Genomic DNA, 14,630 nt, shown 5'->3' with positions numbered 1-14,630 from the left:
TATGGTTTTTTTGTAACAAAACAGTAATACTGTAATTTTTTTTGGAAAAAAATTTTCATGCTTGTATGTGGAAAATATATGAAAAATATTGGGGTTTCTATTGAAAAGGCATTTTATTAATATGGAAATTTATGTTACAACTCGTTAATCGTATATTACGAATGCTTTGTAATTGTGTGATTTCTAAAAAACTAAAAAATCTGTTGCTATAATGAAAATACGAAAACAAAGCAAATGGAGGCTATTCATGAAAAAATTATTAGGTATAGCAACAGCGGCAGTTTTTGGTCTTGGGATTTTTGCAGGTTCTGCGAAAGCAGAAACGATTGTAACAACAGACGTATTAAATGTGAGAGAAAACCCAAATGTAGAGTCAAAGCTTGTAGGTAAAATGTTAAGTGGAAATAAATTAGATGTTATAAATACAGAAAACGGATGGTCGAAAATTAAATTAGACGGTAAAGAAGCATTTGTAAGTGCTGAATTTACTAAAAGTACGTATTATGTAACTGCGAATGTATTAAATATTCGTGCTGGAGCGAATACTGACTCTGAAATTCTTGGTAAATTTAATAAAAATGATTTGATTGAAACGACAAATCAAGTTCAAAATGAATGGTTACAATTCGACTACAATGGAAAAGTTGCATATGTTCACGTGCCATTTTTAACAGGGACGGCACCGGTAATTGAAAAGAAAGAAGTTGTAACGCAAGAAGAAGTGCCGGAAAGAGTAAATACGCCGGTTAAAAATAATAAAGCAGTTAAGAGCAAAGAGTCTGTTAAGAATGTAGAATCAAATAAACCTGTGGTAAAACAGCAGTCAACTACGAAACAAGTTGCGAAATCTACTCAAACAAGTGCCCCTGCTGGTGGACGTGAAATAACAGTAGAAGCGACGGCGTATACAGCAAATCCAAGTGAGAATGGTACGTATGGTGGTCGTGTATTAACTGCAATGGGGCATGATTTAACAGCGAATCCAAATATGAAAGTAATTGCTGTTGATCCAAAGGTAATTCCACTTGGATCGAAAGTATGGGTAGAAGGATATGGAGAAGCGATTGCTGGAGATACTGGTGGTGCTATTAAAGGAAATCGTATTGATGTATTAGTGGGCTCAGATGGTAGTGCTAATAGCTGGGGCCGTAAGTCTGTAAAAGTGAAAGTTATACAATAGTGTATATGTATTAATTTAAAAAGCGGTTGCTTACATATTTTCAAGCAACCGCTTTTTATGGATTATTGAAAGGGATAAATAGTTGTACCTGTAAGAATTTTATATGCACTGCAAAATTGAGTCTGCATATACTCTGTATTTTTATTTTCTGGATGTAATGTTGTTTCTTGGAGCGTAGAATGAAAAGAACGTAGCAAACAATTTAGAGCGAAGTATAATTCTTCTTGTGAACAGTTTTGTTCTTTTGTAGCAGTGGCTAAAATAAGGTCTTTTGTTAAAGATGAAAAATTGATGGTAGATTGTTTCATAGTCAACTCATCCTCTCAAAGCTATTTTTTATCATGTGTATGCAGAATTGGACAAACTATGTTCTTTTTTATATGAAATTTCATGTACCAGAATGAAAGAACTTGCAATCGTACCGTTAAAATTGTTAAGATTGGATATAATCAATAGATGGAGTATATTACATAAAGAGAGTTGAATGATATGGGAGAAATGCAACGCGAAAAGGTTGCTGTCATCATTGGACCAACTGCTGTTGGAAAGACGAAGTTAAGTATTGACCTTGCCAAAGCGTTGAATGGTGAAATTATAAGTGGAGATTCCATGCAGATTTATCGCACGATGGACATTGGAACAGCAAAGGTGACAAAAGAAGAGATGGACGGAATTCCACATTATATGGTCGATATAAAAGATCCGGAAGATTCATTTTCTGTCGCAGAATTTCAAGAACGTGTTCGTAAACATATTCGAGAAATTACAGAGCGGGGTAAATTACCGATTATTGTTGGTGGAACCGGTCTTTATATACAATCAGTTTTATTCGATTATCAGTTTACAGATGATGCTGGTGATGCTATATACCGAGAGCAAATGGAAAAGCTAGCTCAAGAACGTGGTGTGGAATATGTACATGAAAAATTGCAAGAAGTAGATCCAGAAAGCGCGGAGCGTATTCATGCTAATAATGTGCGTCGTGTCATTCGGGCGTTAGAAATTTTCCACACGACGGGCGAAAAAATGAGTGATCAACTCGAAAAACAAGAAAACGAGTTATTATATGATGTTTCATTAATTGGCTTGACAATGGATCGAGAAATGCTATACGATCGCATTAACTTACGAGTGGATTTAATGATGGAACAAGGTTTATTAGAGGAAGTAGAAGGGCTGTATAATCGTGGGATAAGAGATTGTCAATCTATTCAAGCGATTGGGTATAAAGAGGTATATGATTATTTTGAGAATCGTGTCTCTTTAGAAGAAGCGGTATCACAATTAAAGACGAATTCACGTCGTTATGCAAAACGTCAATTAACGTGGTTCCGTAATAAAATGGATGTCACATGGTTTGATGTTACAGATGGTGAAAAAACGTCAGAAATTTTACGATACATAGAAGGAAAGTTACAACTAAAGTCGAATAATAGTAAGTAGAGAAAAAGAGGAGGATTCGACATGAAGCAATCAATCAATATTCAAGATCAGTTTTTAAATCAACTCCGTAAAGAAAATACGTTTGTTACGCTGTACTTATTAAATGGTTTCCAGCTTCGTGGATTAATTAAAGGATTTGATAATTTTACAGTCCTACTGGAAACAGAAGGTAAGCAACAGCTTATTTATAAACATGCAATTTCTACATTCGTACCACAAAAAAATGTTTCGATTGAATTAGAGTAGTAATGAATTATTGTACATAACAAAAAAAGAGCGAGTTTCTCGCTCTTTTTTTATTTGTCATAAACAATACATAGTGAAATTTAAGCGATTCTAAATACAGTAAGGCGAATGTTAGTATTTCCTGTTGCAGGGATCGTAATCTCGTTAAGAGTAGATTGGACAGAGATGTTTGCACCAGCTGCTAACGTTTCAATTGTAGTAAATGAAAGTGAGTCACCTATTAAACTTGAAGAGAAGTTGTCAGTTGCGACTGCTCCATTAATTGAAATTCCTACTCCAAGTGGAGCACATCCTGGCGCAGTTGTAGCGATGGATACGCTAATTACATAAATGCCAGCGTTAATAACAGTAACTGTATTTGTGCCGTTAAAGATCATATTGTTTACGTTAATTGCAGTACTAAAAATAAAGTTATTAAATTGCAGTACTGTTTGTTGAATGTTATTTGTTACAACAATTGTTGCTACAGGGAAGCTAGGTCCAGTAGGTCCAGTAGGCCCAGTAGGTCCGCCAGAAGGTCCGGTTGGTCCAGTAACTCCTATACCAGTAGCGCCAGTGGCACCCGTTGGTCCTTGGATACCTTGAACACCTTGAGGTCCGGTAGCACCAGTAGCACCTGTGTTACCTTGAACGCCTTGAGGTCCGGTAGCACCAGTAGCACCTGTGTTACCTTGAACGCCTTGAGGTCCGGTAGCGCCAGTAGCGCCTGTGTTACCTTGAGCGCCTTGAGGTCCGGTAGCACCAGTAGCACCTGTGTTACCTTGAACGCCTTGAGGTCCGGTAGCGCCAGTAGCGCCTGTGTTACCTTGAGCGCCTTGAGGTCCAGTAGCGCCCGTGTTACCTTGAACGCCTTGAGGTCCGGTAGCGCCAGTAGCGCCTGTGTTACCTTGAGCGCCTTGAGGCCCCGTGGCACCAGTAGCACCCGTGTTACCTTGAATACCTTGAGGCCCGGTAGCGCCTGTGTTACCTTGAGCACCTTGAGGCCCGGTAGCGCCTGTGTTACCTTGAGCACCTTGAGGTCCGGTAGCCCCCGTAGCCCCCGTGTTACCTTGAACACCTTGAGGTCCAGTAGGTCCAGTAGGTCCACCAGAAGGTCCAGTAGGTCCGGTAACTCCTATACCAGTAGCGCCAGTAGCACCTGTGTTACCTTGAACACCTTGAGGTCCAGTGGCACCAGTAGCGCCAGTAGCACCTGTGTTACCTTGAGGTCCAGTAGCACCCGTGGCACCTGTGTTACCTTGAACACCTTGAGGTCCAGTAGCGCCAGTGGCACCGGTAGCACCAGTAGCACCTGTGTTACCTTGAACGCCTTGAGGTCCAGTGGCACCAGTAGCACCTGTGTTACCTTGAGGTCCAGTAGCACCCGTGGCACCTGTGTTACCTTGAACACCTTGAGGTCCAGTAGCGCCCGTGGCACCGGTAGCACCAGTAGCACCTGTGTTACCTTGAACGCCTTGAGGTCCAGTAGCGCCAGTGGCACCAGTAGCACCAGTGTTACCTTGAACACCTTGAGGTCCAGTGGCACCAGTAGCGCCAGTAGCACCTGTGTTACCTTGAGGTCCAGTAGCCCCCGTGGCACCTGTGTTACCTTGAACACCTTGAGGTCCAGTGGCACCAGTAGCGCCAGTAGCACCTGTGTTACCTTGAGGTCCAGTAGCCCCCGTGGCACCTGTGTTACCTTGAACGCCTTGAGGTCCAGTAGCGCCCGTGGCACCGGTAGCCCCCGTGTTACCTTGAATACCTTGAGGTCCCGTGGCACCAGTAGCCCCTGTGTTACCTTGAATACCTTGAGGTCCCGTGGCACCAGTAGCACCAGTAGCACCAGTGTTACCTTGAACGCCTTGAGGTCCGGTAGCGCCCGTGGCACCAGTAGCACCTGTGTTACCTTGAACACCTTGAGGTCCAGTAGCGCCCGTGGCACCAGTAGCACCAGTGTTACCTTGAACGCCTTGAGGTCCAGTAGCGCCCGTGGCACCAGTAGCACCAGTGTTACCTTGAACACCTTGAGGTCCAGTGGCACCAGTAGCGCCAGTAGCACCAGTGTTACCTTGAGGTCCAGTAGCACCCGTGGCACCAGTGTTACCTTGAACACCTTGAGGTCCAGTAGCGCCAGTGGCACCGGTAGCCCCCGTGTTACCTTGAACGCCTTGAGGTCCAGTAGCGCCAGTGGCACCAGTAGCACCAGTAGCCCCTGTGTTACCTTGAGGTCCAGTAGCACCCGTGGCACCAGTGTTACCTTGAACACCTTGAGGTCCAGTAGCGCCAGTGGCACCGGTAGCCCCAGTAGCACCTGTGTTACCTTGAACGCCTTGAGGTCCAGTAGCGCCAGTGGCACCAGTAGCACCTGTGTTACCTTGAACACCTTGAGGTCCAGTGGCACCAGTAGCGCCAGTAGCCCCTGTGTTACCTTGAGGTCCAGTAGCACCCGTGGCACCTGTGTTACCTTGAACGCCTTGAGGTCCAGTAGCGCCAGTGGCACCGGTAGCCCCCGTGTTACCTTGAACGCCTTGAGGTCCAGTAGCGCCAGTGGCACCGGTAGCCCCCGTGTTACCTTGAATACCTTGAGGTCCCGTGGCACCGTAGTAGCCCCGTGTTACCTTGAATACCTTGAGGTCCCGTGGCACCAGTAGCCCCTGTGTTACCTTGAATACCTTGAGGTCCCGTGGCACCAGTAGCACCAGTAGCCCCTGTGTTACCTTGAACGCCTTGAGGTCCGGTAGCGCCCGTGGCACCAGTAGCCCCTGTGTTACCTTGAACACCTTGAGGTCCAGTAGCGCCAGTGTTACCTTGAGCACCTTGAGGTCCCGTGGCACCGGTAGCACCAGTAGCGCCAGTGTTACCTTGAACACCTTGAGGTCCAGTAGCGCCCGTGGCACCGGTAGCACCAGTAGCGCCAGTGTTACCTTGAACACCTTGAGGTCCAGTAGCGCCCGTGGCACCGGTAGCGCCCGTGTTACCTCGAGGTCCAGTAGGTCCAGTAGCACCGGTAGAGCCCGTGTTACCTCGAGGTCCAGTAGGTCCAGTAGCGCCCGTGTTACCTCGAGGTCCAGTAGGTCCAGTAGCACCGGTAGCGCCCGTGTTACCTCGAGGTCCAGTAGGTCCAGTAGCACCGGTAGCGCCCGTGTTACCTCGAGGTCCAGTAGGTCCAGTAGCACCGGTAGCGCCCGTGTTACCTCGAGGTCCAGTAGGTCCAGTAGCACCAGTAGCGCCCGTGTTACCTCGAGGTCCAGTAGGTCCAGTAGCACCGGTAGCGCCCGTGTTACCTCGAGGTCCAGTAGGTCCAGTAGCACCGGTAGCGCCCGTGTTACCTCGAGGTCCAGTAGGTCCAGTAGCACCAGTAGCGCCCGTGTTACCTCGAGGTCCAGTAGGCCCTCTGCCGAACGAAGCTGAATTAACTAGAGTAGTTTGTAACTCTGCAATTAATTTAAGGAGTTCTTGGAGTGTACAATGATCGATTCGGAATAACTTTGTAATGTAAAGTAAATAATTAATTAAAATTTGGAGTTCAACAAATACAGCACTTGCTACGAAGGTTGGATTTCTTAATATAGTTATTAAGTTTTTTATAATAGCTAATCCTTGCGCTTTCAGGGAGGAAGTAGCGTCTAGCGAACAGATGAACTTACTTAGTAGGTTTAATGTATCAATTAAATCTTCGATGTTTTTAGGGGATGGATTAGCGAAAAGTTTTGGAATTATTTTAATTAAATCGTTAATAATCGCTCGAAATGTTCTAATTTGTGCTTTAGAAATTGGGATGGATGGTGTGTTTAAGATTCGTCCGGCACTACTTGGAAAGCATGGTTTGGAGAATTTGTTTTGACTGTCGTCATAACGAGACATTAAATCGCTCCTTTCTAATGAGAATGTGAATGAAACTCATCATAGTAGATGCAAAAATTAGTTAAATGGTCATAATAAAATCGTTTGTTTAAAGAAAAAATAGAAAAAACGCCTTACAATAGCGTTTTTTCATTTTCTGCGTATTTATAATATCGTTTTAGTGAAACTTTTGATTTGAATCCAGCTAGTTTTATAATTTCTGATTCCGGCGTTTCTTTTTTTATTAAGTTTAAAATATAGGTGTTACGAAAGTGTTGCCCTGAGATTCCTTTGCGTAAATTAGCTCTAGCTACTTCAAGGCGAATCATTTTTTGGATAGCGATTTCTGTTAATCCCTTCGGTGAATCATTTTCGTATACCCATCTGTATGTTCCGCGGTTAAAATCGAATGCGACAAACAGTGGGTCATTACTATGGTATTTTGGACGAACGGGTTCAGGGATGCTTTTGTAGTATGTGTATAATTGCTTTTTGTCTTCTTTTGTTAATGTAATCGTTCTTTCTACTCCTGCGGTTGCTGGGATAGATAATGTATTAGTTTCAAAGTGAACATGATACATAGTTAATGCTGTAAGCTCTTGTAGGGATAAACCATAGTCAATTAATAGGTTTAAAATAGTGATATTACGATCCATCAATAAAGGTCGTACAGGACGTTGTTTTTCTGATAGTCCTTCCAATGAAGTGACGATACGCTTTAATTTTTTTTCTTCATTAGATGAAATAAAATCTTCATTTCGTAGTGCGCGATCTGGTTGAATGGAAATTTCCATATTCTTTAATGGATTAGGGATGTTTAGGAAATGATTCATTCTATTTAGTACAATAAATACACGATGCATCGTCTTTTCTGAGTAGTTTCGATTCGTTTTTAAGTCGGAAAAGTAATCTTCGTAGTCTTTTGTACAAAGTGTAGCCCATATATTACTGGAAGGGAGCTTTTTGTTTTTTTCTAACCAATGTCCGAAATCTTCAATGTCATAAACATAACGTTTAATGGTTGAGGTTTTTCGGCCTTTATTCAATAAAAAAATAGAAAAGGCTTGTATTGTATCATGGAATTCCGTTGTCTCCATAGTCCCACCACCTTAATTATTTCTTATATTATAGCAAATTTTTCTGAAAATAGGCATTTGTAAGAAGGACGGGAATAATAATATGTGTTGAGTGGATAAAGTGAAACTTTAATCAGTGGGGGGGTGTTCATCCTCCGCTGATTATCAGCCCACACCAATCGGGCATTTACGGGCAGTTATCCCCCGCCTAACTTCCTCGCATTCGCTGAATTTTGAGGTGGGAGTCTTACTGCCTGCAAATTGCGGGATAAAATGAGGTGATTGTATGGAACAATCGATGCGAAAGAAAAATAATAATCAAATTAATATTGTGTTAAACCATCGAAAGAAAATTTCTTTACCAGCATCAGAAAATAAAACGGAAATTTCAAATGAAACTACAATTAAACATGAGATGCTGCAAAGAATTGAAGAAGAGATGGGGAAACTCGTTGGGATGGATGATATAAAAAAGATAATAAAAGAAATATATGCTTGGATTTATGTAAATAAAAAAAGACAAGAAATGGGATTGAAATCTGAGAAGCAAGTACTCCATATGTTGTTTAAAGGGAATCCAGGTACAGGAAAGACAACTGTTGCTAGAATGATAGGGAAATTGTTGTTTGAGATGAATATTCTATCAAAAGGGCATTTAGTTGAAGCGGAACGTGCTGATCTTGTAGGAGAATACATTGGCCATACGGCTCAAAAAACAAGAGATTTAATAAAAAAAGCAATGGGAGGTATTTTGTTTATTGATGAGGCGTATTCTTTAGCTCGAGGTGGAGAGAAGGATTTTGGAAAGGAAGCAATTGATACGCTCGTAAAGCATATGGAGGATAAACAACATGGTTTTGTATTGATTTTGGCTGGGTATTCAAGAGAGATGAATCACTTCCTTTCATTAAATCCAGGACTGCAATCTCGTTTTCCGTTTATTATTGAGTTTGCGGATTATTCGGTAAATCAGTTGTTGGAAATTGGGAAGAGAATGTATGAAGAGCGTGAATACCAGTTATCAAAGGAAGCGGAATGGAAATTTAGAGATCATTTACATGCTGTAAAGTATTCGTCGCAAATTACATCGTTTAGTAATGGCCGATACGTACGGAATATTGTTGAAAAATCGATTCGTACACAGGCTATGCGGTTGTTGCAAGAAGATACGTATGATAAGTATGATTTAATTGGAATATCAAGTGTTGATTTAATGTTGGAAGAGGAGACGCACAGTACATAAACTGTGCGTCTGTTTTTTGTGCATATGTTCGTTTATTCTTTTTTTTCTTTTTCTTGGTGAGATTTATGGAAACGTTCCATTTTAGCGCTCTTTTCGTGTGCTGAATTAGAATCGTGCCCAAATTGGTTTACTGAGCTTTTTTGAGCTCCTTTATTAACGTGGTTTGTCATTTGTATTCACCTCACTTTAAAAATTAGTATAAACATTAAGTAAAGAAAAAATCGTTAGAAAAGAAAAACCTCTTTACGATATGTAAAGAGGTTAGAATTGCTATTTATGCATTGAACGTTCGTTTGTGTCGATACGTCGATGCGGTAAATGCCATTTGTAATGAATAGAAAGCATGCGGAAGCAAACAATTAAAATGAATAAGGTGTAAAGAGCCCAATCACTAACAATAATTTGAGCCCCAATTAAGAAGCCTGCTAGAATCGTCCAAAAAGCATATACTTCAGCTCGAAGGACGAGAGGTTTTCTACGGGCTAAAAGATCGCGAATAATCCCGCCGCCAATACCGGTTAAAACAGCTGCTACGATTGTAGCGCTAATGGGTAAATTTAGTTTTTGAGCATATAATGCCCCTTGTATGGCGAATGCTGATAAGCCGATAGCGTCAGTAATGTTTTCCCATTTTTTCCAATGTTTAATTAATTTATTTGGAAAAAGAAAAATAATTGTCATTGATAAAAGTGCGATTTGGAATAACATGTCTTGTTGCCAAAACGCGACAATCGGATAACCGATTAGTAAATTACGAAGGGCACCTCCCCCAAATGCGGTTGCCATTCCTAAAATATACACCCCGAAAATGTCATAATCCTCTTCCATTGCAACAATGGCTCCGCTTAGTGCGAATGCGATTGTGCCTATGATGCTAAAAATCTCCCATGCCATGAATTTTCTCCCCCGCTAACTAGATGAAATGTGCTTCCTCTGCTATTATATTAGAAGGTTTAAATTTCGAAAAGGATGAGTGAACATATTTGATGGAAGAAAAAGAAAAAGTCATATTAGTAGGCTGTCAATTACAGCAAGATGACGATGAACAGTTTATGCATTCCATGAAAGAACTTGCATCGTTAGCAAAGACTGCGCGAGCGAAAGTGTTAGTGTCAACAACGCAAAAACGACCGAAGTTTCATCCAGTGACTTATATAGGTAAAGGTAAATTAGAAGAGCTTACAATGTTAACAGAAGAATTAGAGCCGGATGTTATTATATTTAATAACGAGTTAACGCCGAGTCAAATTCGGAATTTATCCTCAGTATTAGATGCAAGAGTAATCGATCGAACGCAACTCATATTAGATATTTTTGCGCAACGTGCGAAGTCGAGAGAGGGTAAGCTTCAAGTGGAGTTAGCCCAGTTGCAATATACAATGCCGCGTCTAATGGGGCAAGGTTTGTCTTTATCACGTCTTGGTGGTGGTATTGGAACAAGAGGGCCGGGTGAGACGAAACTTGAGACGGATCGTCGTCATATTCGATCGCGTATTGATGAAATAAAGAAACAACTTGCGGTTGTTGTGGAACATCGAAAAAGATACCGTGAGAGAAGAAAAGACAATAAAGTATTTCAAGTTTCATTAATAGGATATACAAATGCAGGGAAATCGACGCTATTTAATAGATTAACGGAAGCGGATACGTTTGAAGAAAACTTATTGTTTGCAACGTTAGATCCGACAACAAGGAAGATGCCGTTACCTTCTGGTTATACAGTGTTGCTAACTGATACGGTTGGTTTTATACAAGATTTACCTACGTCGTTAATTGCAGCTTTTCGTTCAACACTAGAAGAAGCTGGTGAAGCAGATGTTATTTTACATGTTGTTGATTCTGCAGATCCAAACTATGTAGGGCATGAGAAAACGGTAAAGAAGTTATTGTCAGAACTTGAAATTAATCATATTCCGATTATTACGTTATACAATAAAAAAGATGCATTACATCAAAATTTTATTCCGTTTCCGAAAAGCGACTTCTTAATGACTAGTGCTTTTGAAGAAATCGATTTATTACATATAAAAGAAGCGATAGAAACGAAAATGAAGGAAGAAATGGATCCATATCAAGTGGAGATTCCTCCGAGTGAAGGTAAGTTGTTAACGTTATTAAAGACGGAAACTCTATTAACAAAGATGGAATTTCTGGAAGATAAATTTGTATATAGTTGTACAGGATATATATTTGCCTATTCGCCATATAATGGGCAGTTAAAGAGATTTTTAGTGGAAGAAGGAGAAAATGATAATGTTTGATCGTTTAAAAAATGGAGAAAAAATGGCTCCTATTGTAAAAGAAGTAGAAAGTCAAATTACAGAAGTGCATAAACGTGCAGATGAAGTGATTGAAAGTAATCAATTTCGTGTATTAGAAAGTTTTCGTAAACATAAAATTAGTGACTCGCATTTTATTCCAACGACTGGCTATGGATATGACGATATTGGTCGTGACACATTAGAAAAAGTGTATGCTGATGTATTTGGAGCGGAAGCGGGTCTTGTTCGTCCGCAAATTATTTCGGGGACTCATGCGATTTCAACAGCTTTATTTGGTATTTTACGTCCGGGAGATGAGCTACTATACATAACGGGGAAACCGTATGATACGTTAGAGGAAATCGTTGGTGTACGCGGAAAAGGTGTAGGGTCATTTAAAGAATATAATATCGGTTATAACGCAGTTTCGTTAACGGAAGAGGGGCTTGTGGACTTTGAAGCTGTTGCGGCTGCGATTCATAGTAATACGAAGATGATTGGTATTCAGCGCTCAAAGGGATATGCTACTCGTCCGTCGTTTACTATTTCTCAAATTAAAGAGATGATTTCGTTTGTTAAGGAAATTAAACCTGATGTAGTTGTATTTGTTGACAACTGTTATGGCGAGTTTATTGAAGAACAAGAGCCGTGCCATGTAGGTGCAGATTTAATGGCGGGCTCGCTTATTAAAAACCCAGGCGGTGGAATCGTTAAAACTGGTGGTTACATTGTTGGGAAAGAACAATATGTTGAAGCATGTGCATATCGTTTAACATCTCCAGGGATTGGTGCTGAAGCAGGGGCATCTTTATACAGTTTACAAGAAATGTACCAAGGGTTCTTCTTAGCGCCGCATGTAGCGGGACAAGCACTAAAAGGTGCAATCTTTACAGCGGCATTTTTAGAAAAGTTAGGAATGAACACGTCACCAGCGTGGAATGCGCCAAGAACGGACTTAATTCAATCTGTTCAATTCGATGATAAAGATCGTATGATTGCCTTTTGTCAAGCGATTCAATATGCATCTCCGATTAATTCTCATTTCACTCCGTACGCAAACTATATGCCGGGTTATGAAGATGATGTAATTATGGCTGCGGGAACGTTTATTCAAGGTGCAAGTATTGAATTGTCGGCTGATGGCCCAATTCGTCCGCCTTACGTTGCTTATGTACAGGGTGGATTAACGTATTCTCATGTGAAGATTGCAATTTGTTCTGCGATTGATGCGTTAATCGAAAAAAAATTATTAACAATTTCTTAAAGGGAAGCTGTCGATTTCGGCAGCTTTTTTCGTGTAAAAGTAATGATTTGTGCCATTAGAAAAAAGAATGAAAAAAAACTTTAAAAAATCATGTAAGAAAAGCTAACATCTATTGACACTAAACATAACATAATATAAAATGAGAAGCAGTTAAGGCGAAGGAGGAACTGAAACAATGAAAGAAGATAGACGTTCTGCCCCGCTGTTTCCTATTGGTATTGTTATGGATTTAACACAATTGTCTGCACGTCAAATTCGCTACTATGAAGAGCACAATCTTGTTTCTCCAACCCGTACAAAGGGGAATCGTAGATTATTTTCATTTAACGATGTAGATAAGTTGTTAGAGATTAAAGATTTATTAGATCAAGGCTTAAATATGGCTGGTATTAAGCAAGTGTTACTAATGAAAGAAAATCAAACAGAAGCAGTGAAAGTAAAAGAAGAAACGAAAGAAATTTCAAAAACGGAGCTTCGCAAAATACTTCGAGATGAACTACAACATACAGGTAGATTTAATCGAACTTCATTGCGACAAGGTGACATTTCAAGGTTTTTTCACTAAAGATAACTGATTCTGAAGGTGTTTAGAGGGACTAAGGAGGAATTTATAATGGCTAGGTACACAAAAGAAGATATTTTCCGTTTGGCGAAAGAAGAGAATGTAAAGTATATCCGTCTGCAATTTACGGACCTTTTAGGAGTAATTAAAAACGTAGAAATTCCAGTGAGCCAATTAACAAAAGCTCTTGATAACAAAATGATGTTTGATGGATCTTCTATTGAAGGTTTCGTACGTATTGAAGAATCTGATATGTATTTATATCCGGATTTAGATACTTGGGTAATTTTCCCTTGGACAGCTGAAAAAGGTAAAGTAGCTCGTTTAATCTGTGATATTTATACTGCAGATGGTGCTCCATTTGACGGAGATCCACGTAACAATTTAAAACGTGTATTAAAAGAAATGGAAGCTTTAGGATTCTCAGATTTCAATCTTGGACCAGAGCCAGAATTCTTCCTATTCAAAGTTGATGAAAAAGGAAATCCAACATTAGAATTAAACGATAACGGTGGATACTTCGACCTTGCGCCGATGGATCTAGGGGAAAACTGTCGTCGTGATATCGTTCTTGAGCTTGAAGAAATGGGCTTTGAAATTGAAGCGTCTCACCATGAAGTTGCACCAGGTCAACACGAAATTGACTTTAAATATGCAAATGCAATTCGCTCATGTGATGACATTCAAACATTCAAACTTGTTGTAAAAACAATTGCTCGTAAACATGGTTTACATGCAACATTTATGCCAAAACCATTATACGGTGTGAACGGTTCAGGTATGCACTGTAACTTATCACTATTTAAAAATGGTGAGAACGTATTCTTCGATCAAAACGGTGATTTACAATTAAGTGATGATGCTCGTCACTTTATCGCAGGTATTTTAAAACATGCACCAGCATTTACAGCGGTAGCAAACCCAACTGTAAACTCTTACAAACGTTTAGTACCTGGATATGAAGCTCCTTGTTACGTAGCATGGTCTGCACAAAACCGTAGCCCATTAGTACGTATCCCTGCATCTCGTGGTATTAGTACACGCGTAGAAGTACGTAGTGTTGACCCAGCTGCAAACCCATATCTAGTAATGGCTACATTATTAGCTGCAGGTCTTGACGGAATTAAAAATAAATTAACTCCACCAGCTGCAGTAGACCGTAACATCTATGTAATGACAAAAGAAGAGCGCGAAGAAGCAGGTATCGTTGACTTACCAGCAACATTAGCGCAAGCGTTAGTTACATTACAATCTAATGAAGTAGTATGCAGTGCACTAGGAGAACATTTACTTGAGCACTTCATCGAAGCAAAAGAAATTGAGTGGGATATCTTCCGCACACAAGTTCACCAATGGGAACGCGATCAATATATGTCTCTATACTAAGAGAGAAAAAAGCCCTGATACTACGGTATCAGGGCTTTTTTCTTTTTTATAAAGTTAACTTCAAGTGGCGCAAAATGAAAAGAAACCACAAAACAGCCACTAAAAATCTTCAGTATAAGAGTATCTTAATAATAGGGATGGTAATTT

Annotated in this window: 14 protein-coding genes; 8 read left to right on the top strand and 6 right to left on the bottom strand. The window is 40.5% G+C overall.

All coding sequences use genetic code 11. The annotated features are described in order from the left end of the window. The first annotated feature begins 247 nt into the window (after positions 1–247). Entirely contained in the window at positions 248–1,180 is a 933-nt protein-coding gene (gene entD, locus BTOYO_RS04740) for a cell wall-binding protein EntD (protein WP_000734608.1), read from the top strand. 62 nt (positions 1,181–1,242) lie between these two features. Here the strand turns inward: entD and BTOYO_RS04735 are convergent, their stop codons facing one another. Then, positions 1,243–1,488 carry a hypothetical protein gene (locus BTOYO_RS04735; RefSeq protein WP_000814421.1) on the bottom strand — a complete coding sequence of 82 codons (246 nt, stop codon included), beginning with the start codon at positions 1,486–1,488 and terminating at the stop codon, positions 1,243–1,245. A gap of 181 nt (positions 1,489–1,669) precedes the next feature. On the opposite strand from BTOYO_RS04735, the gene miaA reads away from it, so the two are divergent. Further along, complete coding sequence (miaA, locus tag BTOYO_RS04730; protein ID WP_000504365.1) at positions 1,670–2,623, top strand: tRNA (adenosine(37)-N6)-dimethylallyltransferase MiaA; 954 nt, start codon at positions 1,670–1,672, stop codon at positions 2,621–2,623. 21 nt (positions 2,624–2,644) lie between these two features. Then, positions 2,645–2,869, top strand: coding sequence for an RNA chaperone Hfq (hfq, locus tag BTOYO_RS04725; protein ID WP_000813896.1), 225 nt, complete (start codon positions 2,645–2,647; stop codon positions 2,867–2,869). Between the two features lie 80 nt (positions 2,870–2,949). Here the strand turns inward: hfq and BTOYO_RS27260 are convergent, their stop codons facing one another. The 3 genes from BTOYO_RS27260 to BTOYO_RS04705 form a co-directional block, all read right to left on the bottom strand. After that, positions 2,950–5,493, bottom strand: a complete 2,544-nt coding sequence (locus BTOYO_RS27260) for a Gly-Xaa-Xaa repeat protein (RefSeq protein WP_274518933.1) — start codon at positions 5,491–5,493, stop codon at positions 2,950–2,952. Beyond that, positions 5,417–6,712 carry a collagen-like repeat preface domain-containing protein gene (locus BTOYO_RS28135; RefSeq protein ID WP_274518932.1) on the bottom strand — a complete coding sequence of 432 codons (1,296 nt, stop codon included), beginning with the start codon at positions 6,710–6,712 and terminating at the stop codon, positions 5,417–5,419. The genes BTOYO_RS27260 and BTOYO_RS28135 overlap by 77 nt, the downstream gene beginning before the upstream one ends. A 113-nt stretch (positions 6,713–6,825) precedes the next feature. After that, the gene (locus BTOYO_RS04705; protein WP_023441011.1) at positions 6,826–7,788 is read right to left on the bottom strand and encodes a tyrosine-type recombinase/integrase; all 963 of its coding nucleotides are present in this window, start codon (positions 7,786–7,788) and stop codon (positions 6,826–6,828) included. Between the two features lie 265 nt (positions 7,789–8,053). Between BTOYO_RS04705 and spoVK the strand changes: the two genes are divergently transcribed. Beyond that, entirely contained in the window at positions 8,054–9,010 is a 957-nt protein-coding gene (spoVK, locus tag BTOYO_RS04700) for a stage V sporulation protein K (RefSeq protein WP_000438193.1), read from the top strand. A 32-nt stretch (positions 9,011–9,042) separates the two neighbouring features. Here the strand turns inward: spoVK and BTOYO_RS27645 are convergent, their stop codons facing one another. After that, on the bottom strand, positions 9,043–9,180 hold the full coding sequence (locus BTOYO_RS27645) for a hypothetical protein (protein WP_000181509.1): 138 nt from the start codon (positions 9,178–9,180) through the stop codon (positions 9,043–9,045). 100 nt (positions 9,181–9,280) lie between these two features. Next, positions 9,281–9,904 (bottom strand): trimeric intracellular cation channel family protein, encoded by a 624-nt coding sequence (locus BTOYO_RS04690; protein WP_000312260.1) that lies wholly within the window; start codon positions 9,902–9,904, stop codon positions 9,281–9,283. Positions 9,905–9,996: 92 nt separating this feature from the next. On the opposite strand from BTOYO_RS04690, the gene hflX reads away from it, so the two are divergent. From hflX to glnA, 4 genes are all read left to right on the top strand, one after another. Next, positions 9,997–11,271, top strand: a complete 1,275-nt coding sequence (gene hflX, locus BTOYO_RS04685; protein ID WP_000391423.1) for a GTPase HflX — start codon at positions 9,997–9,999, stop codon at positions 11,269–11,271. After that, positions 11,264–12,535 (top strand): methionine gamma-lyase family protein, encoded by a 1,272-nt coding sequence (locus BTOYO_RS04680; RefSeq protein WP_000460315.1) that lies wholly within the window; start codon positions 11,264–11,266, stop codon positions 12,533–12,535. The genes hflX and BTOYO_RS04680 overlap by 8 nt, the downstream gene beginning before the upstream one ends. Positions 12,536–12,710: 175 nt before the next feature. Further along, positions 12,711–13,100, top strand: coding sequence for a transcriptional repressor GlnR (glnR, locus tag BTOYO_RS04675; RefSeq protein ID WP_000656783.1), 390 nt, complete (start codon positions 12,711–12,713; stop codon positions 13,098–13,100). A 48-nt stretch (positions 13,101–13,148) separates the two neighbouring features. After that, positions 13,149–14,483 carry a type I glutamate--ammonia ligase gene (glnA, locus tag BTOYO_RS04670; RefSeq protein ID WP_000135333.1) on the top strand — a complete coding sequence of 445 codons (1,335 nt, stop codon included), beginning with the start codon at positions 13,149–13,151 and terminating at the stop codon, positions 14,481–14,483. The last annotated feature ends 147 nt before the right edge of the window (positions 14,484–14,630 follow it).

Origin of the sequence: Bacillus toyonensis BCT-7112, assembly GCF_000496285.1 — a bacterium.
In the GTDB taxonomy this organism is placed as follows: Bacteria; Bacillota; Bacilli; order Bacillales; family Bacillaceae_G; genus Bacillus_A; species Bacillus_A toyonensis.
Note: the sequence above shows the minus strand (reverse complement) of the source record. Positions and strands in the feature narration are given on the sequence as shown.

Bases quoted from the DNA above. Each gene is read 5' to 3' on its own strand.
- BTOYO_RS27645 (WP_000181509.1), bottom strand. From the start codon at position 9,180: ATGACAAACCACGTTAATAAAGGAGCTCAAAAAAGCTCAGTAAACCAA.
- miaA (WP_000504365.1), top strand. From the start codon at position 1,670: ATGGGAGAAATGCAACGCGAAAAGGTTGCTGTCATCATTGGACCAACT.
- BTOYO_RS04705 (WP_023441011.1), bottom strand. From the start codon at position 7,788: ATGGAGACAACGGAATTCCATGATACAATACAAGCCTTTTCTATTTTT.
- BTOYO_RS04735 (WP_000814421.1), bottom strand. From the start codon at position 1,488: ATGAAACAATCTACCATCAATTTTTCATCTTTAACAAAAGACCTTATT.
- hfq (WP_000813896.1), top strand. From the start codon at position 2,645: ATGAAGCAATCAATCAATATTCAAGATCAGTTTTTAAATCAACTCCGT.
- hflX (WP_000391423.1), top strand. From the start codon at position 9,997: ATGGAAGAAAAAGAAAAAGTCATATTAGTAGGCTGTCAATTACAGCAA.
- entD (WP_000734608.1), top strand. From the start codon at position 248: ATGAAAAAATTATTAGGTATAGCAACAGCGGCAGTTTTTGGTCTTGGG.
- glnA (WP_000135333.1), top strand. From the start codon at position 13,149: ATGGCTAGGTACACAAAAGAAGATATTTTCCGTTTGGCGAAAGAAGAG.
- glnR (WP_000656783.1), top strand. From the start codon at position 12,711: ATGAAAGAAGATAGACGTTCTGCCCCGCTGTTTCCTATTGGTATTGTT.
- BTOYO_RS04690 (WP_000312260.1), bottom strand. From the start codon at position 9,904: ATGGCATGGGAGATTTTTAGCATCATAGGCACAATCGCATTCGCACTA.
- spoVK (WP_000438193.1), top strand. From the start codon at position 8,054: ATGGAACAATCGATGCGAAAGAAAAATAATAATCAAATTAATATTGTG.
- BTOYO_RS04680 (WP_000460315.1), top strand. From the start codon at position 11,264: ATGTTTGATCGTTTAAAAAATGGAGAAAAAATGGCTCCTATTGTAAAA.
- BTOYO_RS28135 (WP_274518932.1), bottom strand. From the start codon at position 6,712: ATGTCTCGTTATGACGACAGTCAAAACAAATTCTCCAAACCATGCTTT.